Annotated in this window: 24 protein-coding genes and 3 pseudogenes; 7 read left to right on the top strand and 20 right to left on the bottom strand. The window is 40.2% G+C overall.

Going from position 1 to position 25,981, the window contains the following annotated elements:
• Positions 1 to 154: 154 nt before the first annotated feature.
• The 8 genes and pseudogenes from L650_RS0114825 to argC all read right to left on the bottom strand — a co-directional run bounded on the left by L650_RS0114825 (position 155) and on the right by argC (position 8,159).
• Entirely contained in the window at positions 155 to 586 is a 432-nt protein-coding gene (locus L650_RS0114825) for a hypothetical protein (RefSeq protein WP_085065502.1), read from the bottom strand.
• A gap of 705 nt (positions 587 to 1,291) precedes the next feature.
• Positions 1,292 to 1,825, bottom strand: coding sequence for a hypothetical protein (locus L650_RS0114815; protein ID WP_029773587.1), 534 nt, complete (start codon positions 1,823 to 1,825; stop codon positions 1,292 to 1,294).
• 16 nt (positions 1,826 to 1,841) lie between these two features.
• Positions 1,842 to 2,039: a hypothetical protein gene (locus L650_RS0114810; protein ID WP_029773586.1), complete on the bottom strand. Its 198-nt coding sequence runs from the start codon at positions 2,037 to 2,039 to the stop codon at positions 1,842 to 1,844.
• A gap of 315 nt (positions 2,040 to 2,354) precedes the next feature.
• The gene (gene argH, locus L650_RS0114805; RefSeq protein WP_085065499.1) at positions 2,355 to 4,220 is read right to left on the bottom strand and encodes an argininosuccinate lyase; all 1,866 of its coding nucleotides are present in this window, start codon (positions 4,218 to 4,220) and stop codon (positions 2,355 to 2,357) included.
• Positions 4,221 to 4,271: 51 nt separating this feature from the next.
• Positions 4,272 to 5,445: pseudogene (locus L650_RS0114800) on the bottom strand (argininosuccinate synthase).
• A complete protein-coding gene (locus tag L650_RS0114795; protein ID WP_029773584.1) occupies positions 5,442 to 6,374 on the bottom strand; it encodes an ornithine carbamoyltransferase in 933 nt (310 codons plus the stop codon). The pseudogene L650_RS0114800 and the gene L650_RS0114795 overlap by 4 nt, the downstream one beginning before the upstream one ends.
• A 7-nt stretch (positions 6,375 to 6,381) precedes the next feature.
• Positions 6,382 to 7,149: an acetylglutamate kinase gene (gene argB, locus L650_RS0114790; protein ID WP_029773583.1), complete on the bottom strand. Its 768-nt coding sequence runs from the start codon at positions 7,147 to 7,149 to the stop codon at positions 6,382 to 6,384.
• The gene (gene argC / locus L650_RS0114785; RefSeq protein ID WP_029773582.1) at positions 7,149 to 8,159 is read right to left on the bottom strand and encodes an N-acetyl-gamma-glutamyl-phosphate reductase; all 1,011 of its coding nucleotides are present in this window, start codon (positions 8,157 to 8,159) and stop codon (positions 7,149 to 7,151) included. Before argC ends, argB begins: the two co-directional genes overlap by 1 nt.
• 218 nt (positions 8,160 to 8,377) lie before the next feature.
• Between argC and argE the strand changes: the two genes are divergently transcribed.
• Positions 8,378 to 9,529: an acetylornithine deacetylase gene (argE, locus tag L650_RS0114780; protein WP_029773581.1), complete on the top strand. Its 1,152-nt coding sequence runs from the start codon at positions 8,378 to 8,380 to the stop codon at positions 9,527 to 9,529.
• Positions 9,530 to 9,604: 75 nt separating this feature from the next.
• Here argE and panP read toward each other — a convergent pair whose 3' ends face one another.
• Positions 9,605 to 11,233, bottom strand: a complete 1,629-nt coding sequence (gene panP / locus L650_RS0114775) for a pyridoxal-dependent aspartate 1-decarboxylase PanP (protein WP_029773580.1) — start codon at positions 11,231 to 11,233, stop codon at positions 9,605 to 9,607.
• 276 nt (positions 11,234 to 11,509) lie between these two features.
• Between panP and L650_RS0114770 the strand changes: the two genes are divergently transcribed.
• Positions 11,510 to 13,390 (top strand): GGDEF domain-containing protein, encoded by a 1,881-nt coding sequence (locus L650_RS0114770; protein ID WP_029773579.1) that lies wholly within the window; start codon positions 11,510 to 11,512, stop codon positions 13,388 to 13,390.
• Here the strand turns inward: L650_RS0114770 and trmB are convergent.
• From trmB to mpl, 5 genes are read right to left on the bottom strand one after another with little or no spacing between them, the layout of a single operon-like run.
• Complete coding sequence (trmB, locus tag L650_RS0114765; RefSeq protein ID WP_029773578.1) at positions 13,387 to 14,052, bottom strand: tRNA (guanine(46)-N(7))-methyltransferase TrmB; 666 nt, start codon at positions 14,050 to 14,052, stop codon at positions 13,387 to 13,389. The genes L650_RS0114770 and trmB overlap by 4 nt on opposite strands.
• A complete protein-coding gene (locus L650_RS0114760) occupies positions 14,052 to 14,819 on the bottom strand; it encodes an ABC transporter permease (RefSeq protein ID WP_004588540.1) in 768 nt (255 codons plus the stop codon). Before L650_RS0114760 ends, trmB begins: the two co-directional genes overlap by 1 nt.
• Positions 14,820 to 15,749, bottom strand: coding sequence for an ABC transporter ATP-binding protein (locus L650_RS0114755; RefSeq protein ID WP_004588541.1), 930 nt, complete (start codon positions 15,747 to 15,749; stop codon positions 14,820 to 14,822).
• Positions 15,749 to 16,369 (bottom strand): flavin prenyltransferase UbiX, encoded by a 621-nt coding sequence (locus L650_RS0114750; protein WP_004588542.1) that lies wholly within the window; start codon positions 16,367 to 16,369, stop codon positions 15,749 to 15,751. The genes L650_RS0114755 and L650_RS0114750 overlap by 1 nt, the downstream gene beginning before the upstream one ends.
• 1 nt (position 16,370) lies before the next feature.
• Positions 16,371 to 17,726, bottom strand: coding sequence for a UDP-N-acetylmuramate:L-alanyl-gamma-D-glutamyl-meso-diaminopimelate ligase (mpl, locus tag L650_RS0114745; protein WP_029773577.1), 1,356 nt, complete (start codon positions 17,724 to 17,726; stop codon positions 16,371 to 16,373).
• A gap of 237 nt (positions 17,727 to 17,963) precedes the next feature.
• Here mpl and L650_RS0114740 point away from each other — a divergent pair, with 237 nt between their 5' ends.
• On the top strand, positions 17,964 to 18,752 hold the full coding sequence (locus L650_RS0114740; protein ID WP_029773576.1) for a hypothetical protein: 789 nt from the start codon (positions 17,964 to 17,966) through the stop codon (positions 18,750 to 18,752).
• A 72-nt stretch (positions 18,753 to 18,824) separates the two neighbouring features.
• On the opposite strand, the gene L650_RS0114735 is transcribed toward L650_RS0114740, so the two are convergent.
• The 3 genes from L650_RS0114735 to folB are packed head-to-tail and all read right to left on the bottom strand — an operon-like array spanning position 18,825 to position 20,470.
• Complete coding sequence (locus tag L650_RS0114735) at positions 18,825 to 19,625, bottom strand: undecaprenyl-diphosphate phosphatase (RefSeq protein WP_004588544.1); 801 nt, start codon at positions 19,623 to 19,625, stop codon at positions 18,825 to 18,827.
• Positions 19,622 to 20,110 (bottom strand): 2-amino-4-hydroxy-6-hydroxymethyldihydropteridine diphosphokinase, encoded by a 489-nt coding sequence (gene folK, locus L650_RS0114730; RefSeq protein ID WP_029773575.1) that lies wholly within the window; start codon positions 20,108 to 20,110, stop codon positions 19,622 to 19,624. Before folK ends, L650_RS0114735 begins: the two co-directional genes overlap by 4 nt.
• Positions 20,111 to 20,470, bottom strand: coding sequence for a dihydroneopterin aldolase (gene folB / locus L650_RS0114725; protein ID WP_004588546.1), 360 nt, complete (start codon positions 20,468 to 20,470; stop codon positions 20,111 to 20,113). It lies immediately after the preceding gene.
• A gap of 230 nt (positions 20,471 to 20,700) precedes the next feature.
• Here folB and L650_RS0114720 point away from each other — a divergent pair.
• Positions 20,701 to 21,239: pseudogene (locus L650_RS0114720) on the top strand (glycerol-3-phosphate acyltransferase).
• A gap of 9 nt (positions 21,240 to 21,248) precedes the next feature.
• Here the strand turns inward: L650_RS0114720 and tsaD are convergent.
• The 3 genes and pseudogenes from tsaD to L650_RS0114705 form a co-directional block, all read right to left on the bottom strand.
• Positions 21,249 to 22,240 (bottom strand): annotated as a pseudogene (gene tsaD / locus L650_RS0114715) (tRNA (adenosine(37)-N6)-threonylcarbamoyltransferase complex transferase subunit TsaD).
• A gap of 172 nt (positions 22,241 to 22,412) precedes the next feature.
• Positions 22,413 to 23,003: a YjaG family protein gene (locus tag L650_RS0114710; RefSeq protein ID WP_029773574.1), complete on the bottom strand. Its 591-nt coding sequence runs from the start codon at positions 23,001 to 23,003 to the stop codon at positions 22,413 to 22,415.
• Positions 22,987 to 23,346, bottom strand: coding sequence for a DUF2007 domain-containing protein (locus tag L650_RS0114705; protein WP_029773573.1), 360 nt, complete (start codon positions 23,344 to 23,346; stop codon positions 22,987 to 22,989). Before L650_RS0114705 ends, L650_RS0114710 begins: the two co-directional genes overlap by 17 nt.
• Positions 23,347 to 23,429: 83 nt before the next feature.
• Here L650_RS0114705 and L650_RS0114700 point away from each other — a divergent pair, with 83 nt between their 5' ends.
• The 3 genes from L650_RS0114700 to L650_RS0114690 all read left to right on the top strand — a co-directional run.
• A complete protein-coding gene (locus L650_RS0114700) occupies positions 23,430 to 23,867 on the top strand; it encodes a DUF2721 domain-containing protein (RefSeq protein ID WP_029773572.1) in 438 nt (145 codons plus the stop codon).
• A gap of 444 nt (positions 23,868 to 24,311) precedes the next feature.
• Positions 24,312 to 25,196 carry a LysR family transcriptional regulator gene (locus tag L650_RS0114695; protein WP_004588552.1) on the top strand — a complete coding sequence of 295 codons (885 nt, stop codon included), beginning with the start codon at positions 24,312 to 24,314 and terminating at the stop codon, positions 25,194 to 25,196.
• 245 nt (positions 25,197 to 25,441) lie between these two features.
• A partial coding sequence (locus L650_RS0114690) for a 2OG-Fe(II) oxygenase (protein WP_029773571.1) occupies positions 25,442 to 25,981 on the top strand: 540 nt, incomplete at its 3' end.

The raw sequence follows: 25,981 nt of genomic DNA, 5'->3' as shown, positions 1-25,981 counted from the left end.
CTAATAAAAAAGAGATGATATCCATCTTAAAAGTAAACGCTAATAATAAGCACCTCAAAAATAATAAACAACACCATTAACTGAGCACCTAGCTTAGTATTTTACTTATCCAAACTATAACTTTCATCGCCATAAACGTATCGATACTTCGTCTTTAAAATGCTAGCTGCAAAAGCCACCTTTTAAGCTTAATTAAGCCTAAAAAGTCTCTATTGATAATTAGTACGGCGATCATACACAAATCAGAAAGCATAACAGCCGATGAATAAAAGCGCCAAAACCACCAGTAGGTGTAATTATATAGAATATTGGTATCTAGATACATGCATAGGGCTAAAAAGGTGTTAACGCTAAGGCCGAAGATTAAGTAGACATAAACTGTCGTTTTCTCTTTAATAAAATAACGCTGAGTTACATACACCGCAACTAAAATAGCGATATCTAAAAGGGCAAAATCTAAATAAGTAACCGTTTGAAAGTTTGTAAATATCCAAGGCAAATAACCTATCGCCATAATACTCGAAAGTACAACAAAGCCTTTAAAGGGGTTATTTATTGAAGATACTAATGAGTATAAAAAGGCCATGAGAAACCCCCACTGCACAATAGCGCTTAATATATAAGCGAAATCGAAGTTAGAGATTACATCAATAATAGCCATGTTGTTTGAAACACTATGTAGTTAGGCAAAAATAAGTAATATTAACATAATTCATCTGACCCTCGTCAGTACCATCCCTCTCTCCTGGCAACTAAAACTCAATAAATAGCCCCACAAATGCAGCAAACCTCACGTTATTAAAGTTCAGCCACACTTATAACTTTTCAATAAGCCGATTACTCTTTAGCTGGTTAACCACTAGTGAAAGCATCATTAAAACATCAATTACGTTTACGCCGATAGAATAAACACTCCAATACCACCATGGCTCAAAGTTATATAGAACATATAAGTCATAATACAAAAGCAACGTAAGTACGGCATTAGCAGTTAAAGCCAGAACGAGGAACAGGAAAGCTTTGGTACGTTTAAAAACATTGAAGTACTGCAAAGTGAGTAGCGCTACAATTGTAATAAAATCGTAGAACGCCCAATTAAGATATAGGTTATCTAACAATCTTATATAGCTGCCAAAAATATATGAGCAGAGCATTAGCGCAGATAGGTAAACTGGTGACTTATTTTCTTTGTTTATGCTGGAGACTAGACAGTAGAGGAAGGCCATTAAAAAGCCCCATTGGGAGAAAGCCGCTACATAATCCATTAGGGCTTCAGATAAATACATTTAATCTAGGTCGTGGGCTGAGGCTTTGTCGATTTAAACAAACCACATAGCTTACTTTTTAATTTGTGTAGACCTAAAAAGTCTCTATCTACAATCAAAGAAACAGCCATCAATAAATCGATAGTAATCACCGAGAAAGTATAAAAATCCCAAAAAAACCATGGTTCACTATTACGTAAAATAAAGGTGTCTAGTTGCATACATAAAGCTAAACTAAGATTCGTAGACAATCCAAAAATTAAATAAAGCAATGAACTAGAGCTTGTTTTAATAAAATGTTTCGCTATGAAAAGTGCAGCTATAGTGCAACCATCGTATATTGCTAAATCTAAATAAGTTAATTCATAAATAGACAACCAATCTAAAAAGTACTCATACGATGAGTATGAAATAAACATGATTAATGAACTGAGTAAAAGGGTAGTATTTCTCTTATTACCAATAGAATAAACAAAAACGTTAAACAAAAAGGCCATCATAAAAGCCCACATTGTAAAAGCTGACAAAGAAAAATGACCAAAAAACTCAGTTAAAAACATCAAGAACCTTTAGTTATTATTTTGGTTTAGGAGCACCTGGTAAAATTGAAGCTTGTCGTTCAGTTCCCATACTAGCTGCCATCGCCTCTTGAGAGAGGCTTACTGTATCAGATTGTAGGGTTTTAGGGCTAGCAGTTTGTTCCGTTGCAGGCTGTAATTGTTGTGTTTTATTGTATGCTTGCATTTGTAATTGGCTATTAGCTGAAACTTGCATGTGATTGATCCTTGTATAAGTTTTAATATTATTTGGCGCAACTTTTAATCACACCATCATGTAGGTAATTGCATTACCTGTTTTAAGCAGTGATAGCTATTTTGCTATCTGACTTATACAAAGCAACCAGCGTGCCAAGATTTTTTGACATACCCATAATATATGCTAACAAGCTATTGTATTCACACTAAGCCTTAAGTTAACCCTTATAGCTAAAGTGAAATCTCGCACACCACCCCAAGCTCATCTGACCAGTTCATTATACACATAAAAAAACGCACAGGGGTAACCGTACGTTTTTTATATCCAGGGAATTTAAGCCACGTATTTACACGGGATCTCCGCACGTGTACTTGGCTTTAAAATATATTCCATTGCTACTTCGTCACAGTTTTCTTTACGAAGGCAAAGTTCGCAATCTTTCATTACCTTCTCTGGTAACGATTCTTTACTACAAAAAGTAAAACGCTGCTGTTCAAAAAAATCTGGCACACGGGTTAATACAATAACGCGATTAAGCGCCAATTTTTTGGCTTTTGCTAATAAGTGCTCTACAAGCTGCCTACCCTGCCCAGTTACCGCGCTTTGTGGATCTATGCCTAAAGAGCGTATTTCAGCAAGCCCCGTGTCGTAAATGTATAACGATGCACATCCCGACACTTTGCCGTCTATTTCTGTTACTGCAAATTCGTTAATTGAATGCACCATGTCGCTTTTAGCACGCGGCAAGTTTTCACCTACCGTAGCCCAGTGCTGTATCAGCCTAGCAATATCTTCAACATCATCTAAATTTGCATCACGAACCGTTATTTGCTGTTTTTTTTTGGCTTCTTTAACCGCTTTAGTAACTTGTTCAATAGATGTACCGCCAAGCGCTTGACGTGCTTTAATACAGGCATCTATTTCAAGTACTGGGTAAACGTCATCTTCAAACACGTCATTAACCGATTTGTACTGCTCAAGCGAAAGCTCCTCTAAGGTTTTACCTTCGCTTATAGCAAGCTGCACAAGTACACCCACAATGTGGTGGCCTTCTCTAAATGGCACACCTTTAGCTACTAAGTAGTCTGCAAGCTCTGTTGCATTAGCATGGCCGCCTTTTGCCGCTGCGAGTGTTCTATCGCCGTTTACTTTTACGCCTTTGATACACGCTTGCGCCATGTGAATACAGGCAAGCCAAGTTGGCATAGCGTCAAAAAGACCTTCTTTGTCTTCTTGCATATCTTTATTGTACGCAAGAGGGAGTGCTTTTAAGGTCATCATCATGGCACTAAACGCACCAAATACACGGCCCGTTTTACCACGAATAAGCTCTAGTGCATCAGGGTTCTTTTTCTGCGGCATTAACGATGAGCCAGAGGTAACATTATCAGCAAGCTCTATAAATCCGGCTTCACCAGAGTTATAAAATATTAAATCTTCAGCCATACGCGATAAATGAATCATAGAAATAGAAGCACAGCTTAAAAGCTCTACTACAAAATCACGGTCAGATACGCCATCAAGGCTGTTTTTAGTTGCGCCAGTAAAGCCTAGGCCTTGCGCCAAAGCTTGGCGATCAATTGGGTAGGCAGTACCTGCTAATGCGCCACTGCCAAGAGGACAAAAATTAAAGCGCGCTTTGGCATCTTGTAGGCGGCTTTCATCACGCTCTAGCATTTCTACATAAGCCATACACCAATGGCTAAACAATACAGGTTGAGCACGCTGTAAATGCGTATAGCCTGGCAATATAGTCCCCAGCTCGCGTTCAGCTAACGCCACAAACTCAGCTTTTAGTGCAGCAATTGCACCGAGCAAATGATCGGCAGTATCGCGGCACCATAATCTAAAGTCAGTGGCTACTTGGTCATTACGGCTTCGGCCTGTGTGTAGCTTTTTAGCTAAATCACCTACTTTTTCGATTAGTGCAGCTTCTACGTGCGAGTGAATGTCTTCTGCACCTGAGGTTGCCACTGCTTGTGGATCTGCTTTTACTTCTTCAAGCAGTTCATTTAGTGCTGCAACCAATTTGGTGTGCTCATCGCTTGTAAGTACATTTACTTGCTCAAGCGCACCTGCCCATGCCACAGAGCCAATAATATCTTGCTCTGCTAACTGATAATCGAACGGAAGTGAGTCGTTAAATTGTTTAAACGCCTCATCAGGACCCGTAGAAAAACGTCCGCCCCATAATGCCATGAAATCTCTCCAAACCCTGTAATGCCCCTTATACAAGGGGCTATAAATAATTTACTTTTTAGCCATTGCTGAAATTCTGCTCGAAAGCGAGAATAAACGAATAAAGCCTTCAGCGTGCGATTGGTCATACACATCGTCTTCACCAAATGTAGCAAAGTCTTCGCTGTATAAGCTATTAGGTGATTTTTTCTGAACAGCTGTCACTTGCCCTTTGTAAAGCTTAAGTACAACTTCACCCGTTGCTAGTGTAGAAAGCGCTTCTGCGCCCGCTAAAATAGAATCTTTAAGAGGTGTAAACCAACGACCATCATAGACTAAATGCGAAAACTCACCGCCCAGTACTTCTTTCCACTTACGGCTTGATTTATNCCGCCATAATAACGGTGCCACCAGGAGTTTCGTAACAGCCGCGCGATTTCATGCCTACTAAACGGTTTTCTACAATATCTACACGGCCAACACCATGTGGCGCAGCAATGTCGTTTAATTTAACTAAACAGTCGTAAGGCTTAAGCTGCTCGCCATTTACGGCAACCACTTCACCCTCAATAACCGTAAGCGTTACATGCTCAGCTTTATCTGGTGCTTGCTCTGGTGAGTTAGTCCAGGTCCAAACTTGGTCACTAGGCTCACACCATGGATCTTCAAGCTCGCCGCCTTCGTGCGAAATATGCCATGCGTTAGCATCACGGCTGTATATTTTTGTTGCTGAAGCAGAACACGGAATATCACGCTCAGCCAAGTAATCTAATAATGATTCACGGCTTGATAAATCCCACTCACGCCATGGTGCAATTACTTTTAAATCAGGTGCAAGCGCTGCAAAACATGATTCAAAACGAACTTGGTCGTTCCCTTTACCAGTACAACCATGCGAAAGTGCATCGGCACCTACTTTACGTGCAATTTCAACTTGCGCTTTAGCAATAATAGGGCGCGCCATAGACGTACCTAATAAATAAGTACCTTCGTAAATAGAACCCGTTTTAAGCGTTGGGTAAATGTACTCACTTACCATTTCATCTTTTAAGTCAACTACGTAACACTCAGATGCGCCTGATGCGATGGCTTTTTCTTCAACGCCTTCAAGCTCTTCAGCGCCTTGGCCTACATCGGCAACAAAGGCAATTACTTCACAACCGTAGTTTTCTTTTAACCATGGCACGATAGCTGAAGTATCAAGACCACCTGAATAGGCTAAAACGACTTTTTTAATTGAACTCATAGGTGTTCCTTAACAAAATTTGGATTTAGTAATGTAACTAGCAGAGCATTTTGCGCATGCATGCGATTTTCTGCTTGTTGAATAATTTTTGATGCTGGGCCATCCATTACCTCAGAGGTAATTTCAAACTCACGGTGTGCCGGTTGGCAATGTAATACCGTAGTCGCACCTGTTTGTTCTAGCAATGCTTGGTTTAGCTGATAAGGCATGTATTTTTCTTTAACTTGCTCAAGAGGCGTATCATCGCCCATAGACACCCACGTATCTGCATATACAACATGAGCGCCTACAGCGGCTTCTACACGGTCGCTTACCATTACTGATGCGCCGTTCATTGCAGCAATTTGCTCTGCCTTTTTAAGAATTTGTGAATCAGGCGAGCTGCCTTTTGGTGTAACAGCAACAAAATCAGTACCTAGCGTTGCCGCTAATAACATAAGTGAATGAGTAACGTTGTTACCTTCACCTAAGTAAGCCACTTTTAGCTCACTCACATCGCCGTGTACTTCTTGCAGCGTTAAAAAATCAGCCAATGCCTGGCACGGGTGATATAAATCACACAAGCTATTAACGACAGGTACACTAGAGTATTCACCTAAGGTGGTTAACGTGCTGTGCTGGTTTACGCGCGCTACAATTCCATCAGCCCACGTAGAAATATTAAGTGCAAAGTCTTTTACAGATTCTCGTGCACCCATAGCGCCGTTTTGCTGATCTAAATACACAGCGTGGCCGCCTAAACGGTTAATACCAATATCAAACGATAAACGCGTACGTAAACTTTGCTTTTCAAATAAGGTAACAATTGACTTACCCGCTAATACTTGGCTGTACTTTTCTGGCTTTGCTTTTAAATCACGCGCTAGTTTTAGTAAATTTAGTGCGCCTTGTTGGTCTAATTCTAGACCCGTTAAAAAATTCTCTAACATGATAACCCTATGGTGTAATTTTTGTTCCGACATGCTCGCCCTGTAGCAAAGCAATTAAATTGTCTGGCTTTTGCCAGCTGGAAATATACACACCGCGTCGTAAATGTTGGGCAGCGTGCAGGCTGGTCTTAACTTTGACCTCCATTCCGCCCAAAATTACCCCTTCATCAATTAAAGTATCAATGTGTTTTGTGTCAAGTTGATGTAACGGCTGCTTGTTTGCATCAAGTACTGCTTCTACATCTGTCATAAAAATAAGTTCTGCATTTAAGTTGCTAGCAATCGCTGCGGCAGCTTCATCAGCGTTAACATTGTACCAATTACCTTGCTCATCAAACCCAATGGAGCTCACGATAGGTAACCGACCAAGCTTAAGTAAATCGTTAACAATTGAATCATCATTACTTTCGCACTTACCTACTTGCCCAAGCGCTTTTAGCTTTTGAGACGCCATAACTCCGGCTTCATACAAACAGAGACCAACAGGTTTATGGCCTGCATTAATAGCTTGGCTTACCAGCTGCTTATTTGCACAGCCAGCCAGCGCCCCCACTATGTAAGGCATTTGCTCACTTGGGCTAATACGCAGTCCTTGGTGCTTTGCACTAGCAAAGCCTGCTTGTTTTAGCCAAGTGTCAACTAACGAGCCACCACCATGAACAATAACAAACTGATTATTTTGATCAGCGTTTAATACATTAAACAAAGCTTTTGCCGCGTTTTCAGTATTAAGTACAGCACCACCTAATTTAATTACCCACGTTTTAGTGCTCATTAAAAGGCTCCTTTTAAGCCAGTGGTGTGATCTAAATTCATTGATAAGTTAATACATTGCAAGGCTTGGCCCGCAGCGCCTTTTAATAGATTATCTATCGCTGCCATAACAATCAGTTGAGAGCCTTGCTGCTGCCAACCAATATCAACATAGGGTTGTTTTACCACGCTTTTAATAGATGGCACTTTATCAGCTAACAAACGAATCAACGGCTCGTTATTAAGTACTTGATAAGCATCAGATACGTTTTCCTTGGTAACGCCTGGCTTAAGCTGTACATAAATAGTTTCTAAAATTCCACGCGGAAAGTTACCTAAGTGCGGTGTAAATAACACCTTGTGGCCAAGGTGTTGTTCAATTTCAGGCCCATGACGATGGTTAAATAAACCATACGGGGCAAGCGATACTTCACAAAAGTGAGTACCTACGCTGGCTTTACGCCCTGCGCCAGTAACACCTGAAACAGCATTAATAATCACTTTTTCATCACTCAACAAGCCTGCCTGTTGCAACGGCTTTAACGCATTAAGCGCAGCGGTTGGGTAACAGCCGGCTACAGCCACAAGATTTGCTTTGGCAATTGCACTGCTATTCCACTCAGCTAACCCGTAGGCTGCTTCGTTTAACAACTCAGGATGTTGGTGCTCAAAACCATAGTAAGTAACATAGTCGTCGTTGCTAGCAAGGCGGTAACCACCTGATAGATCGAATACTTTTTTACCCATAGCTAAAAACTGCGGGGCTAAATCAACACTTACTTTGTGATCAGTACATAAGCAGATGTAATCGGCACTCGAATTTATGTCATCAAACGCGGATTCGCTCAGTGGTAGTAGAGGAATATCAAGAAGATTTCTATGCTCTGGGTATAAATCACTTAATAATTTATGTTTATCTAAACTTCCCTCAGAGACATAACAGCCCGATAACGTTAAATTAGGGTGCTTAGCAACTAAGCTTGCTAATTCTGCGCCGCTATAACCGCTTGCGCCAATAATCGCTACATTCATTTTTTACTCGTTTATAAATTTACTACTAAATAGGTGTGGTGTTCGCTTACACTAGCTTAGATGCTAGCTAATACTTTTCTCAATGAATTGTTGATTATCGTCGCATTATCTTCATGGCTATACTTAATATATTTATGCTTAAAAAGTGAATTGATATTCATCATAAATGCTTTTATATTGTTATGCAATTAAATTGAATAATTATTTTGGATTTTTTTATGTCTTTGCCGTCATTTATCTCTATGTACCAACAACTCATTGCAGCCCCCTCTATTAGTGCAATAGAAGATGAACTTTGTATGAGTAATAAAGGAGTAATAGAGTTGCTAGCACGTTGGTGCGAAAGTTTAGGTTTTACTTGCGAAATTATAGAGTTAGAAGGTGGGAAAGGCCGATACAACCTACTTGCGAAGCGAGGGCAAGGCGATGGCGGCTTAATGCTTGCTGGCCATACAGACACCGTACCGTTTGACGATAGCCGCTGGAACCACGACCCGTTTAAACTCACTGAACATAATAATAACTTATATGGGTTAGGTAGTATTGATATGAAAGGCTTTTTTGCTTTTGTATTACAAGCTATTAGTGAGCTTGACATAAAACAGCAAACACAACCTATTTTAATACTCGCCACTGCCGATGAAGAAACCACCATGGCGGGAGCGCAGCAAATTTGTAAGCATCCTAATTTAAAACCTGCGCGTTGTATTATTGGTGAACCTACTGATATGACTCCTGTATTTACTCACAAAGGACATATGAGCACGGCTATAAGAGTGATTGGCCGTTCAGGTCATAGTTCCGATCCCGAACGTGGTCTTAACGCCATCGAAGTCATGCATAAAGTGATTACAAAGTTGCTGATCTTAAAAGAGCAGTTAAAGAATAAATATTCAGTTGAACATTTTGAAATACCTTACCCTACCTTAAATTTAGGTAATATTCATGGTGGCGACAACGCAAATCGAATTTGTGGCTGCTGCGAAATGCATATAGACATGCGTCCGCTCCCAGGGTTAAGCATTAAAGACTTACAAGCCTTACTTATTGATGCCACCAGCGATATAAACGCGCAATACCCAAGCGCAGTGAGCGTAATTGATTTACACGAGCCCATTCCAGCTTTTAGTGGCAGCACTGATAGCGCACTCGTTAAAATGGCAGAAAAAATTGCAGGAGAAAAAGCCGTTGCAGTAAATTATTGCACAGAAGCTCCGTTTATTCAGCAACTTGGCTGTGAAACAATAGTCATGGGGCCAGGCTCAATTAATCAAGCCCACCAACCTGATGAATTTTTAGCAATGGAGAAAATAAACCCATCGCAAAAAATTATAACTGACATTATTAGGGCAAACTGCTTTAACGCTTAAAAAGAAGTATTAAAACTCACAGCAAAAATAACAAAGGCGCCCATTGGCGCCTTTGTTTTAGTTTATACCTAGGCGTTACTGCATATACTTACTTAAGTACTTTTTAAATACAGGGTCTGTTTTAGCAAGCTCTTTTTGCTCAGCTAAAATCTCTTTTAATATAACACCCGATGTGAGCGGATTAGCCAATACCACTCTAAATACCACCGTCGGCTGATTATCGTACTTTGACGGGGTTAAGCGAGTACGCGATACAAACGAGCGCCCTGATTCACGTTGGCGTTTTTGCATACTGGCAGTAAAGCGATTGAGCGACGCGAAAATTTCTAACCGTGTTGCGGCATCTGCTTGGGCTATGGCTTGTTTAATTTGTTTAGGCACATAGCGGTATGTAAGCAAACACAGCTCAGGCTCTGAAATCAGCTCAAAGTCTTCATCCGCTTTAATTAAGTCAGCAAAGTAATGTGCTTTTTTGATACTACGATCAATAAGCATTTCGTAGCCTTTGCGGCCAATAACGCGTAAGCAAGCATGTACTAACATAGCCATACCTGGGCGGCTGCCTTCGAGTGTATGGCTTCCTAAATCTTTTGAACCTTTACGTAATATGTACTCTGCATGGTGCTCTATTGCATCCGTAGCAGTTGGGTCTTTAAATAACACCAAGCCTGCGCCCATTGGCACATACATTTGTTTGTGTGCATCAATGGTAATTGAATCTGCGCGCTCAATTCCTTTTAATAATGGCCGATGCGTTTGCGATAAAAGCGTTGCCCCACCCCACGCTGCATCAACGTGAAAATGGCAGTTTATTTGCTGCGCTAAATCGGCCATATCATCAAGAGGGTCGATATTACCGGTCTCAGTTGTGCCCGCAACCCCTACAATTGCCATAACTTTTATGCCTTGCGATTCAAGCTCTAAGGCTTTTTCGCGCATGGCATTCACATCAACCTTGTTATTTTCGCAGGTTTTTACACCAATTAAATTTTCACGGCCGATGCCTAGTAAATCAATTGATTTACCTAAAGAATAATGCCCTCGCTGCGACACTAAAACGGCCAGCCCTTTGTAGCCATAATGCAGCATACCTGCTACGAGCCCTTGAGCAGCAATGCCTTTAAAGCTGCCGTCGGATTTTAATAAGCGGTTACGCGCAATCCACAGTGCCGTTATGTTTGCAACTGTACCACCGGAACAAAAAGCACCGAGTGATGTTTTAGCACTGTGCATCCATTTAGAATAAAACGACTCATCTTGCGAGTAGGCTAAATGATGCATCATGCCTAGCACTTGGCGCTCTAGGGGCGTAAATGCTTTTGAGGTTTCTATTTTTACTAGGTTTTGATTAAGCCCCACCATCAATTTTGAAAGCGGTAGTAAAAAATGCGGAAGAGCCGATGTCATATGCCCAATAAAGCTAGGCGCAGCCGTGTGTACCGAATGGGCAACTAGCTGCTCCATAATATCTTGGGCGTAAGCAGATACAAACGTTGGGTTTTCTGGGATCACCGCAGCCTGAAAATCTTTTTCAATTTCGTGTAATGGTTTTTCAATTGCCGCTATATTTTCGTTTAAAAACCCTGCTAAATTACTCGAAATTTCAAGCTCAATTTTGCTTAAAGTTGAGTCTGGCGCTTCAGGTACAGTAAATATACGCTTAAGGCTTTCTTTAGAGGCGACGGCACAACGCTTTTGATCCATCTTTATACCTAGTGTGTGTGTAGCTAAAACACGCGTTTAACAGTTAAAAATGCCAAACTATGGCGCTATTATAAGCAGCGTGCTTCTTTTAAAAATTGCGCTAACTTTACTGCAATATAAGTAAAATGTCTCCCTTTAAGCCATAAAAGCGACTAAACGGATGACAAATATTGTAAAAAAATTTCAATAATAGGATTTTATTAAAAAGTCACATTTTAGTTTTGGGCAAATTGCATTTATGCGTATACTTAATATGTGTAACAATAAGGGACAAGTATGCTCACAGGGAAATTAAAAGGGAAGTGGTTTATAGCTGGCTTTACATTGTTTTTGGTCAGTTTATTAGTCTATGTTTATTACACCTATAGCTCAGCGCGTAGCGAAATTATGCACGCTGTCGATGAGCGCCTTCTAAATGCCGCCACCAGCGTAAAACATATTTTAGGGCAAAGTTACCACGATAGAATTAGCCAAGGCTACGATATTGGTTTTTCGGTTTACCAAACTAAAAGCAAACAACTCTCAGAGCTTGCACAAGCGCTTGATATAGCTTACGTCTATTCGATGATCATACGCGATAACAAAGTTTACTTTACCTCTTCCAGCTACACCAAAGACGATCAAGAAAACGCACGTGTTACGCAATTTCTTGATTTATACCCAGAGGCCACCGACATTAACAGGGGCGCGTTTTATTCAACCGAGCCTGTTTTTGAGCAATCTAGCGACCAATGGGGTGATTTTAAAACTGTTTTTATTCCCTTTGTAGATAAATATGGTACTACCTACATTACGGGTGCCGACATAACCTTAGATGATTTAAATAAAAAGCTTCAATACAGCGTCACTAAAGCCATAATAACGGCGTGTTTTTTCTTTTTTATTGCGGTACTGGTTGCAGCTATTTATATATATTTGTTAAAGCGTACCCTAGCAACAGATGCCAGTACGGGCTTTGCCAATCATATTGCGCTTGAGTACTTTATCAAAAAGAGTAATTCACACCACATGCAGCTTGCCATTATTTGGGTGAACGAAATTGAAGATATTAATAGCTTTTATGGCACTCAAGTTGGCGACAACGTAATGAAAAACTTGCTCAGTCATTATCAAAGTCGCAGCCCGCAAAGCTGTAAGGTGTATCGCCTTGCTACTAATAAAATTGCCGTGCTTACCCCTAAAAGCTTTAAAAGCAGCGAACTGAGCGATTTAGTTGAGTCGTATAACGCAAACAGCCCGGTATTAACAAACCCATTTATTTATATAACTTACTGCGCAGGTATCGCCAGTGGTAATAAATCACTACTGATTGAAAACGCGCATATTGCAACGCTTCAGGCTAAACATGGCCGCGGTAAGGTTGTTAGCTACTCAAAAGTAATGAGCGATGTAAAAAACCAGTATCAATACAATGTAAGCCTTGCCAAAGAGGTTCAAGAAGCATTTGATAACAACCGCATAGTGCCTTATTTTCAGGCTATGTTTAACACCACCAATAATGAAGTTGTACATTACGAATGCTTAGCCAGAATGGTGACTAAAAATGGCGAAATTTTAAAACCCGACTCATTTTTAAATGTAGTGAGCCGCTCAAGAATGGGCGGACTGCTAACGCGCACGCTATTTAGCCAATGTATAGAGCGGTTTAGAAAAACAGATATATGCTGGAGCTTAAACATAAGCGATAAAGATATACTCGACCCTAGTTTGAGTGAATACATTGCTAACGAGCTTAAGCGCTACCCGCACCCAGAAAACATCACGCTTGGCCTTTTAGAGTCACATGCTATTACTAATTTTTTAGAAGTTAAAACGTTTATTTCTATGGTAAAAACCAAAGGGGTGAATGTCATTATTACTGGTTTTGGTAGTGGTTATTCAAATATTTCGAATGCGCTAAAGCTTGAAGTAAACGGTATAAAACTCGACGGCGCATTAGTAAAACAAGCAGTAAGTGATGAAAATATAGCCTTATTTATTGAGCATACAGTTCATGCTGCAAAGCAGCTTGGTTTAACGCTCATGGCAGAGTCGGTAGAAAATGTAAGTATTGAAAATGCGCTTAAAAATGTAGATGTGGCGCTGATGCAAGGCAATTACTTTGCTTACCCAGCGCCACATGTTAACTCATCAAGCCAAGAGGAAGTGGCCGTTTAAAGGTCTATCACTAAACGATGGCTTTGTTGGCCGCTGGCCCAGTATTTACGCTCAAACGGAGTAATCGCTTCGTTTGATTCATACAGCGTCACCTCACAAGAGTGTCCCGATAGCTCAAGCGCTCTGGCAAACTCTTTTACATAAATATCCCAGTTACTGCGCACCTCTAAGCGACCGCCTAGCTTAACAATAAACGGAAAAATAGCCGCGCCGTGCCACCTACGCTGGATATGCTTAGATTTAGGCCATGGGTTAGGATAAAGCAAATAATGATGCGTAGGCTGCCAATTAGCAGCCACAGCTAAACGCCAAAAGTCATTTAAGTCAGCTTGGACCAAAATGTACTGGCCGCTGTCTGTTTGTTTATATTCAACATCGTGCTTATCTAAGCGGTGCGACGATTTATCAATACCAATAATTAATGCATCTGGGTGGCGCTTAGCTAAATTAGCCGAGCTCTCCCCTACTCCACAACATGAGTCTATAATAAGCGGTCCATTAAAAGCTTGAACCTGCTCATTGACTTCATCAAACGCTTGTTGAGTGTGCTCAGCAATAGGCTTTTTAAACTCTGCGTTTAAATGCTTGTTAACGATTTCATCAAGCTTTTCGTGTATACCCGCCTGATTAGATACAATACTGCGTGAATTTGCATCGCTCATTAATGTCTAAGCCCCACACCTTTTTTAATTAACGTTAGCGCTAAAGTAAATAGCACCGTAATAAATACTAATATAACGCCAAGCGCGACACTTAAATCAACATCCGACACGCCTAAAAAGCCATAACGAAACGCATTAACCATATAAATAATTGGGTTTATTTGCGATACATTTTGCCAAAACTCTGGCAGTAGCGTAATTGAATAAAATACGCCGCCTAAGTATGTTAGTGGCGTTAAAATAAAGGTTGGGATAATACTAATATCGTCAAAACTATTGGCGTAAATAGCGTTAATTAAACCACCGAGTGCAAACACCGCTGAGGTTAAAATTACCGTTGCCATAATTACAAATATATTGTGTATTTGAATATCAACAAACAACAGCGATACACAGGTAACAATAAAGCCCACCATCATGCCGCGGGTCATACCGCCGCCCATATAACCAAGTACAATTATGTAATTAGGCACAGGCGCAACCAATAGCTCTTCAATACTTTTTTGAAACTTGGTTGAATAAAAACTAGAAGCAACATTAGAATATGAGTTGGTAATAACCGACATCATTATTAGCCCCGGAACAATAAATTCCATGTAGCTAAAACCACCCATTTCACCAATACGTGAGCCAATTAAATTACCAAAAATAACAAAGTATAAACTCATCGTAATCGCCGGCGGTACTAAGGTTTGCACCCAAATACGTAAAAAACGAATACACTCTTTAATCCATAAACTCTTTAAGGCTACGCCATATTTAAACATTTATTCGCCCCGCCCTTGCTCTAGTAATCCTACAAATAACTCTTCTAATCTGTTTGCTTTATTACGCATACTCAAAACAGTGTTACCTTGCTCGGTTAGCGCGCTGAAAACTGCATTTAACCCTTGAGATTTAGCCACTTCAACTTCTATGGTGTGTTCATCAGGCATGCTAAACGAGTACCCCTCAAGGGTGACTGGCTGTGCTGGCTGTTTTAAATCAAGCACAAAGGTTTCTTTATCAAGCTTAGCTAGTAACGCTTTTATAGTGGTGTTTTCAACAATACGGCCAGTATCAATAATGGCGATGTTTTTACATAACAACTCAGCTTCTTCAAGGTAATGCGTGGTTAAAATAATCGTTACGCCTTGCTCATTAATTTGGCGTAAAAAGTCCCACATTGAGCGGCGCAGCTCTATATCAACCCCTGCAGTGGGTTCATCTAATATTAGTAGCTTTGGCTCATGCATTAATGCGCGGGCAATCATTAAACGGCGTTTCATACCCCCTGAAAGCGTACGTGCTTGCTTGTCTTTTTTTTCTAATAAGCCAAGCTGAGTTAAATATTTATCGGCACGCTTATGCGCTTCTGCGCGAGTAACACCGTAGTAGCCTGCTTGATTTACCAATATTTGGCCAAGCGTTTCAAACTGACTAAAGTTAAACTCTTGTGGCACAAGGCCTAAATGCGCTTTAGCAGCTTCAAGGTCGGTATCGATGTTGTGACCAAACACTTCCACCTTACCTTGTGTTTTATTTACCAAGGACGATATAACACCAATAGTGGTCGACTTACCGGCACCATTTGGGCCAAGTAAGGCAAAAAAGTCGCCTTCAAAAACTTGTAAATCAACACCTTTCACGGCCTCTACACCGTTTTTATAAACCTTGGTCAGGCCTTCTATATTTAAAGCAACATTTTGCTTATTCATTATTTACCCTCACCATAACCCCAACGTTTAGTTAGGTTATGTTCAATGTTTAAATGATCTAAAATTCGCGCCACCATAAAATCAACTAAGTCTTCAATACGTTGTGGCTTGTGATAAAAACCAGGCGCAGCGGGCATAATAGTGACCCCTAAACGCGCAAGCTTTAACATATTCTCAAGGTGAATTTCGCTAAAGGGAGTTTCGCGTGGCACTAAAATTAATTGCCCTCGCTCTTTAATAACCACATCGGCTGCACGCTCGAGTAGGTTATCTGATGCTCCGAGCGCAATAGCAGACACAGACCCTGCACTGCACGGGCATACTACCATTTTTTTAGGCGCCGCAGAGCCTGAAGCTACAGGGCTAAACCAGTTATCTTTACCAAATACTTTTAACTGCTCTGGCTTGGCATTAAATAAAGCACTTAACTGCTCGGTTGCTTTATCTTCATTAGCTGAGAGTTTAATGTTTGACTCTGTATCAAGCACCACGCGCGCAGCACTTGATATAAGTACATACACTTGAAATTGCTGCGCGAGTAATACTTCAAGCAATCTTAAACCGTAAGGCGCGCCTGAAGCACCACTAAACGCCAGTGTAATTTTATCTTTAAACTGCACATTATTCTCCGCTGTATTTTTTAGCTAAACCATCAACTAAGTGTTGATGTAAGCCATTAAAACCGCCATTGCTCATAATTAATATGTGCTGATTTGGCATGATATTTTCAAGCACAGTGTCAATAATCATTTGCGTACTATTAAAACACTGCATTCCGGCATTATCGGCTTGCGCTTTAAGAGACCAATTTAGGTTATCGGGCTCAAATAACAGCACGTCATCGGCATCACTTAACGAAGCAAGTAGCGTATGTTGGTGTACACCCATCTTCATGGTGTTTGAGCGTGGCTCTAAAATAGCAATAATTTTTTCATCACCCACTTTTGCACGTAACCCCGCAAGCGTGGTTTTTATGGCTGTTGGGTGGTGCGCAAAATCGTCGTACACTTTAATGTTATTTATATCGGCTTTAAGCTCCATACGCCGTTTAGGGCTAATAAACTCTTCAAGCGCTGCAATGCTATGCTCAACGGCTATACCTACATGGCGCGCTGCCGCGATAGCCATAATGGCATTTTTAACATTATGCTCGCCTATTGCCTGCCAATTAACCGTACCTTGAAGCTCATTGTTTAAAAGCACATTAAATTGGCTACCATCAGCGCTTAACAAGTCATAATGCCAATCACCATTTAGGGTTTCGCTTTCGCTCCAGAGCCCTTGCTTAATAACATCATCAAGTGCGACATCGTCTTTTGGCCAAATTACCTTGCCAGTATGAGGTAATGTACGCATTAAGTGATGAAATTGTTTTTTTATTGCGTTTAAATCGTCAAAAATATCGGCGTGGTCAAACTCAAGGTTATTTAAAATGAGCGTACGTGGTAAGTAATGCACAAATTTACTGCGCTTATCAAAAAAAGCGGTATCGTATTCATCCGCTTCTATTACAAAAAACGGAGTTTCGCCCACTTTGGCTGACACACCAAAGTTTTGAACTATGCCACCAATTAAAAACCCGGGTTTTAAACCTGCATACTCTAAAATCCACGCCAGCATACTTGCTGTGGTGGTTTTGCCATGTGTGCCTGCCACCGCAAGCACCCAAGCATTTTGCAATAGGTTATGTTTAAGCCACTCAGGCCCCGATGTATACGGCAAGCCCTTATCTAACACATACTCCACACAGGGGTTGCCTCGGCTCATGGCATTACCAATAACCACCATATCTGGCTTTGGCTCTAACTGTTTTACGTCGTAACCTTGGGTTAGCTCAATGCCCAGCTGCTCAAGTTGAGTGCTCATTGGCGGGTAAACATTTTGATCAGAGCCGGTTACTTTATGGCCAAGCGATTTAGCAATGGCCGCAATACCGCCCATAAAGGTGCCGCAAATGCCTAATATATGAATATGCATAACTTTTAAATCCTTTCGTACTTCGCACGTCTGTGAAGTTTAATGGCGCTATAATGCCAAATTTTAGGCTTCGTGACTATGCACGTCTCGTCAATTCACTGATGCTAAAACAGCGTTAATCCTTATTAATTTTTATTTGAGAGTCAGGTTTCGCAATTTTAGCTACAGCTTTAAATAAATTGGCATCGGTGTTATAAATTAGCTAAATACAATTCTTAATAATTAAAAGGACTTATCATGAAAAAACTATTGTTCGTAGCCTCTATTTTATTTTTTCAGCAAGCTTTTGCGCTCGAGCTGGCTAAATACCCCCTAGAACTAAATTCAGGTGAAGGAGTAAACGTTGTTATTGCACCAACTCTTGATAAAAAACAGGCATTAGTGAAAGTTACTGGGGTAAACCATAAGATTGATGGTGTCGTTTTTCTAACAAACCTAAAGCCTCATGGAACAAATAAAGCGTATAAGTTCACTTTTGATGGAACTGAGCGTAGTTTAGTCACTGTTAATGAAGGTTATCGCTGTTGCTCTTACACCCTATACATACCTCAAGGTAGTGAAGGCACTTACTTATCAAAAAAAGATGAATCTAGCCCTGCTATTGTTGAAGATTTAAAAGCACAATACGAACAACAGTTAGCTGACGGAACTCAAGAGCTACTTGCTAGCTTTGATCGTAACAAACATTTAAAAATTCAACAGCAACAACTAATTAAAGCACAACAAAATACACTTCAACAGTGCGGCTCAGCCATAGAGACACAACTTGACTGGGCTAACGTCAACGACGAAAACCTTAAAAAGTATGCGGTGGGTTCTTTTTGCGCTCAAGTTGCAAATGAAATAGCGTACATGTGTGAAAAAGACGAAAACTTTAAACACACTGCTACACAATTCAATCGTGTTGAGTGTCAATTTACTGATAAACTCAAGTTACGAAAAAATGCAGGCGTCATTAGCTTTAAAACAGCACCTGAAGCACCAAATCAACGTCAGTTTATAGAAGCTTATTTACTTAATTTGTAACTTTTGTAGATATTAAGGCCCCCGCTGTAGTTTAAAATTAAGCTAGTGGGGGCACTTTATGCACTTTTTATTTTAAAGCGTTAAAAATACAATTAAGCCTACGCCAAGTAAAAGTCTGTAAATTACAAACGGCAGCATGCCCATTCGTTCTATCACTTTTAAAAACATGAATATACAGGCGTACGCCGATAAAAACGAAAGGACTACACCTAAAATTAATGTGCTCCAATCAACCACATGATCGCCCAAAGCCAACTCTATTGTGTAGTAAAGACCCATCATAGAAATAATAGGTATAGCGAGTAAAAACGAAAAACGTGCTGCGCTTTGTTTGTTCATGCCCAGCAATAAACCTGCTGTCATGGTAATGCCAGAGCGAGAGGTACCTGGGATCATAGCCACCGCTTGAGCAAAGCCAATAAGCAGCGCTGTTTTCCAGTTAAGTTGATAAATTGTTTTCATTTGCTTACCTTTGGCATCGGCGTACCAAAGTAATAAACCAAAAATAATAGTCGTAGCTGCTATAACCCAGGCACTGCGCAGATACAGCTCAACAACGTCTTTTAGCAATAAGCCTAATAACGCAGCAGGTACAGTGCCCAGTATAATCCACCAGCCAAGTTTACTGTCGTCGGTGGTGCCTTGAGCGCCAAACGATTTAAACCAGGCGCTAAGAATATCAGCCACTTCTTTACGAAAATAAATAACAACCGCTATTAACGTACCAACATGCACAGCCACATCAAAAGCAAGGCCTTGGTCTTCCCATCCCAAAATTTGCGAAGGTAAAATTAAGTGAGCTGAGCTCGAAATAGGTAAAAACTCAGTAAATCCTTGTATCAGGGCTAAAATAATTATTTCTAAAATACTCATGGGTAAGAAAACTCCACCTTCCATAGTTTTTGTTGAGGGTTGTTATACGCACTCCATAGCGCAGCAATGGTTTGCTTGGCAACGGGGTGATAAAAATTGGGGGCGACTTCACAAAGTGGCTGAAGTACAAAAGCGTTTTTGGTAATTTCATCGCGAGGTAATTGTGCTGGCGAATCGCAAATAACGTCATCGTAAAAGAGCAGATCTAAATCTAATGTACGGGGGCTAAATTTTTTATCATCCGCTTTACGCCCGTTATCACGCTCTATTTGTTTTAATAACTTACATACACGCTCAAGCGGCATTGATGTGGTAGCAGCCACCACCGAGTTATAAAAGTTATTTCCTTTAAAACCTACAGCTTCGCTTTCAAAAACAGATGAATGCACAATATCTGTAAAGTGTTGCTCAAGTGCATCAAGCGCACAGCGAATATAATGCGCTTTATTTATATTTGAGCCTAAGCTGATATAAATTTGCGCCATTTAGCTCATAGCCTTTGTGCGTGTTATTTCTACACCTACGGTGTTTGCTTGCGCTACAGCGGCCGGTTTGCTCACTCTAATTGTTACTTGTGGTGTATTAAATTCGGTTAATATAATAGTTGCTAGTTGCTCTACTAAGGTTTCAAGTAACTCAACCGGCTTAGCCGTAGTGTGCTCAATCACTCGCTCGCTTACTTTTGCATAATCGAGTGCTAAATTAATGTCATCATTTGCTGCTGCAGGCTTTATATCGCTGAGCATTTCAATATCAAAATAAAGGCTTTGTTTACTTTCTTTTTCAAAGTCGTACACTCCAATAATTGTGTCGACGTGTAGTTGAGATATAAAAACCTTATCCATTGATACTCCAAATAACTATAAACACTCTCTAAGCATACAATGCATTGATTAAATTAATACTGTATATGCTTTAAGCAGTGTTTAAATATGTAAAAATTACTTCTACAATAGCCAAATAGCTAGATTAACTGCAAAATACAGCAGTTAATAATTTTCACGATAAATTGTGCCGCCAATAATAGCGTAAAAGTGCTATCGATGGGTATAGCAATTAAAAAATAAGGGACTTTGTGTTAGCCATTTTACTGTTTGTTTTAGCCTACTTATTAGGGTCGATTTCATCGGCTATATTAGTGTCTCGGCTATTCAAACTGCCAGACCCTCGCAGCAGCGGTTCAAATAACCCAGGTGCCACCAATGTGTATCGTTTAGGTGGAGCCTTTCCTGCGTGCTTAGTATTAGTGTTTGATATTTTAAAAGGCACTATCCCCGTATGGGGGGCGTATTTTTTAGACCTAACGCCTTTAGCACTTGGTTTGGTCGCCGTTGCCGCGTGCTTAGGGCATATGTACCCACNCTGGCGGGGCTATTAATAAGTACCTGGATTATTGTGGTTGCTATTACGCGCTTTTCTTCATTAGGCGCTTTGGTCACAGTGTCGCTTGCTCCACTGTATACGTGGTTGATTAAACCGCTTTACACCCTACCGGTAACCTTTATTACCGTGCTAATTATATTTCGTCATCGCACTAATATTATTCGCCTTTTTAAAGGTGAAGAACCAAAAGTGGGCGCTAAAAAAGCACCCACCAATGACGAAAATCAATAATTATTGATGCTAAATGGCTTCTAAGCTGTCGATTGGCCAACGCGGTTTAGTTTTCATGTCGAGTGTGGCAAACTGGCCTGCTTTTAAGCGCTGCATACCAGCGTAGGCAATCATTGCGCCATTATCAGTACAAAACTCAGTACGTGGATAGTAAACCTGTCCTTTCATTCCTTGCATAACACGCTCAAGCTGTAAGCGCAGCTGTGTATTTGCACTTACTCCGCCGGCAATCACTAAACGTTTTATCCCGGTTTGTTTAAGAGCACGCTTACACTTAATAACCAATGTATCAATCACTGCTGTTTGAAACGCATGGGCGATATCTGCTTTGGTTTGTGCGTCATCATCATTTTCGCGAATCGCTATAGAAGCTGCTGTTTTTAAGCCACTAAAGCTAAAATCAAGGCCTGGCTTATCCGTCATAGGGCGTGGAAAAACAAACCGTTTTGCAACGCCTTGCTCAGCCATTTTAGCTAGTCGAGGGCCGCCTGGGTAATCAAGCCCTAACAGTTTAGCTGTTTTATCAAATGCTTCACCTGCGGCATCATCAACAGATTCACCCAATACTTCGTACTGGCCTATACCGGCTACTTTTACCATCATGGTATGGCCGCCCGACACGAGCAAAGCAATAAAGGGAAACTCAGGCACGTTTTCTTCAAGCATAGGTGCAAGTAAATGCCCTTCCATATGATGCACGGCAACAGCTGGAATATCCCAACCATAGGCTAATGAACGGCCAATAGAGGTGCCTACCAATAACGCGCCCACTAAACCAGGGCCTGCGGTGTATGCAATGCCATCTAAATCTTCAGGGCCACAACCGGCTTGAGCAAAAGCAGCGTCAATAAGTGGCAGGGTTTTACGTACGTGATCGCNCCGCCATAATCTGCATGTACTTTTACTTGGCTGTATAACTGGTGAGCCAATAAGCCTTTTTCATCATCGTAAATTGCAATACCGGTTTCATCACACGATGACTCAATGCCTAAAATTCGCACTTTACTTCTCCTGCCTTTATTTACTGCTTAACCTGCACTGTGGTTAAGAGATTTACACACATATTTAAAACTATTTAATTTTATCATTCTCTAGCTAAGGTTTTTACTAAGTTCAACGTAATAAACGCTAAAAATTGCTAGAGAGCAATTAACCACAGTTAATTAATTACAACTATAACGCCAAACCAATATTGGTTTGTCCATCTGCAACGGCCTGCTTTTTAAGTGCCTTAACGTTTTCAGAAGTCACGCGGCCCATATTTTCTACAAAGTCGATTAGCTCACCCAAAACTTCAATTTCGTATTGCATTAATGGGTGTTCTCGTACGGCTTTATTGTCGGCTACTTCACCTTCAACCGTCATTTGGTATTCAATAAAACGCGCCACTGTTGCTTGAGATATTTTACTAACACTTATAAATTCTTGCTCGTCTTGCCCCATCAAACCGTGCATTAGGCTCAAAAGCGACGTTGCAGCATCTATTGCGGGGTAAGTGCCAAACATATCAAAGTCGGCAAGCTCAGGTACATTTGGCTCAATTTTTTCTACTTGTTTTTCGAGATCTATTTTACTTTTTGGTAGTAATATTTTTTCCCAGCAAACATTTAACGCACTGCGTAATAAGGCTTCATCACCAAAACCGGTGGCTTCACTAAATAAACCATAATTAGGTAACATACGCTCAATTAAAGCACTTGCTAACACCGCTTTTTGTAAGTAGTTTAGCTCTCTAATACGTTGAAAGTTATTCGCTTTTGTCATTTCTTAACGTCTCACATGACCAACAAAAATCAAATGTTGATCCATTATGCTCATTACAGTTAGGGCATACCCAATCTGGAGCGGATTGTTTTACTTGTTGGTAGTTTACCAATATTTCGCGCGCGTGGCGCTCTTTTATCGAATAAACCTGCACACTTACTTGGGTTTGTTCAAAGGGAATTTCGCCTAAGGCGCCTTGAAGCATTTCACCTTGAATTTGGCTCTCAATTCCCGCACTTAATAACAGCCCTTTGATTATATTTGCCTCTAATGTGTTATCTGCTTTGTAGAGCGTTACCCACTGAAAAGCTTGCTGAGTACTATGAGTATTAATATTTTGCAATTATCACCTCAATTATTTTGTGTTTACAATATCCTACGATACTCTACTAAAGTGTATAGCAGGTAACTTTTGAGGATAAAACAATGACACTTACTACCCCAGGTTTACTTTTTCCAGCAATCTCACTGTTGCTGCTTGCTTACACAAACCGCTTTTTAGTACTAGCGCAATTAATCCGAGAATTAAATTCACGAGAAGGTGAGTCTATTCGCCCCGTTGTTGTGGCTCAAATAACAAACTTAAGGAAGCGCATTAAACTAATACGTACCATGCAAGTGTATGGTGTGGCCTCTTTTTTATTGTGTACGCTATCAATGTTTGCCTTATTTATAGAATTTAACACCACAGGCATTATTTTGTTTGGGGTGAGCTTAGCGTGCTTAAGCCTTTCTTTATTAACATCGTTATTTGAAATTCATATTTCGTGCGATGCCATTGAAATAGAGCTACAAAGTATTGAAGACAAACCCCTAAGTAACCGCATTACTAAAAACTTTACTAACAAAAGTAGTAAGCCTTAGCGGCTTATTTAATAGAGTTGAAAATAATGAAATCATGAATATAACCTATATTTATAGGTTGTTACGCCTCACTTCATTACAAATCACTACTAAATAATTTTCCTGCACTCTTTTTTTATGGCATACTTTTTTATTAATTAATGCTAAATTATGTCTAAAGTATTACTTTTTAACGCAGCTAGGAAGGTAAGCCATTGTGTTTATTATCACTATCTCGACTAGTTAGGTTTAAAACAGCGTAATTAATCAAAATATAAGCCTAATTGGTGATACTTTTTAATAAGTATTCCCTTTAAATAATACAAAAAGGGGGATATGCTGATTGCAAATATGTCATAAATTTGCAAACACAGTTACATATTAGGCTTCGCTTTTTGAAACGTTAAATCTAATATTATTGATGTTCGCGGCACACGCGACTTACTTATAAAAAGGGACTATAAAGTGAGATTTGAACAATTAGAACAATTTGTAGCGCTTGGTGTATTACGTCATTTCAGACAAGCAGCTGAACAAACTCAAATTAGCACATCAGCGCTAACGCGCAGCATTCAAACCCTAGAAGACGAAATGGGGTACGAACTAGTGAAACGCTCAACACGTTCAGTAAAGTTAACACCCGAAGGCGAGCTATTTCTTGATTACGCCAAAAACACTCTTGCCGAACTTGAGCATACAAAAAAACGAATTTCTCAATCGGTTAACGGCAATACTGACGAAAAGTTAGTTATTGGCTATACCAACAAAGCCAGCAGTGTAGTGCCTATCTCATGCGGGCAATTTTTAGCACAATACCCCCATGTTAAAATAGAAATGCAATTGCAAGAGCAGCACGAACTTGCGCGTAAACTGCAAGAGGGCGAGATTGATATTAGTGTTTATTCGCAGGCAATTAACAGCATCGGCAGCGACATACACCTGCCAGACCAACTGGTATTGTTTGTTTCTAAACACCATCCGTTAGCAAATAAAAGCGATATCAGCAAACACGATTTAGATAGCTACCCTATGTACGGCTGTTTTTCTCAGTCTAAACAAGTACAAAGCATGCTTAACGAAGCCATCGACATGCTCAATAAATCGGCTAGCATTAAGGTAGGCAGCATTGAGCAAGTAATGTCAGGGCTGGTTAAATCAGATCACTTTGCTATTGCAAGTATTGAACACGCGAGCACTCTTGCAGAGCACACAGAGCTTGTACAGCTAAAAACAAATAAAGACTTAAGTCACGAACAACTTGTTATACAAACAAGCCAACAAGCAGCAGTTGGCGAACACATTGACCATTTATTATCTCTTATCAAAAAAGCATCTACGACTATTACTTAAGCCAAGATAAAAATAGCATACCGCATTGCCCTTAAACCTTTTAAGGGCAACCAATTTAGATAGCCCTTACTGATTTACTCTTCTTGTTACCAAAACCTGCAGCACAGCTGCTTAACCTAAAAAGCCCTTTTAGTTTTTATGCTTACGCGTTAGGTTTTTATTTGCTTAAGTAGCGGCGCACAAACCACTAGCTATTAAATTTTTTTAGGCTACACTGTCGCACCTTTTTTAATCAACAGACATAAATGAACACACTTTTTAGTTCTGATGTTTATTTAGATGCAATAGAAACCCATGGTTATGTTGTTATACCTAACGCACTTATTAGCGAGCTAGTAGAGAGTTTAATCACCGATTGCCACCGTATTAACCCGCATTTTAGCGCTGCAGGTATTGGCCGTTTAAATGACTTACAAATAGATAAAACCATTCGTAAAGATAAAACCTATTGGTTTGATGGCAGCTCACAAGCACAGCTAACTTATCAAGCAATAATGGAAAGTATAAAAACCACACTTAATCGACAGTTTTTTATGGGCTTATTTGATTATGAGTGCCACTACGCTAAATACACCCAAGGCGACTTTTATAAAAAGCATTTTGATGCATTTAAAGGGCGATCTAACCGCGTATTTACAACAATCCTTTATTTAAATACGCCCGAGCAAGGTGGCGAGCTTGTTATATACAAACCAAAAAGTAAGCAAATAGAGATAATAATTAAACCCACCGCGGGGACACTCGTTATGTTTGAAAGCGAGCGTTTTGCGCACGAGGTATTACCT

It is taken from the genome of Pseudoalteromonas sp. TB51 (genome assembly GCF_000498055.1).
Taxonomy (GTDB): domain Bacteria; phylum Pseudomonadota; class Gammaproteobacteria; order Enterobacterales; family Alteromonadaceae; genus Pseudoalteromonas; species Pseudoalteromonas atlantica.
This window is presented reverse-complemented; position numbering and strand designations above follow the sequence as displayed.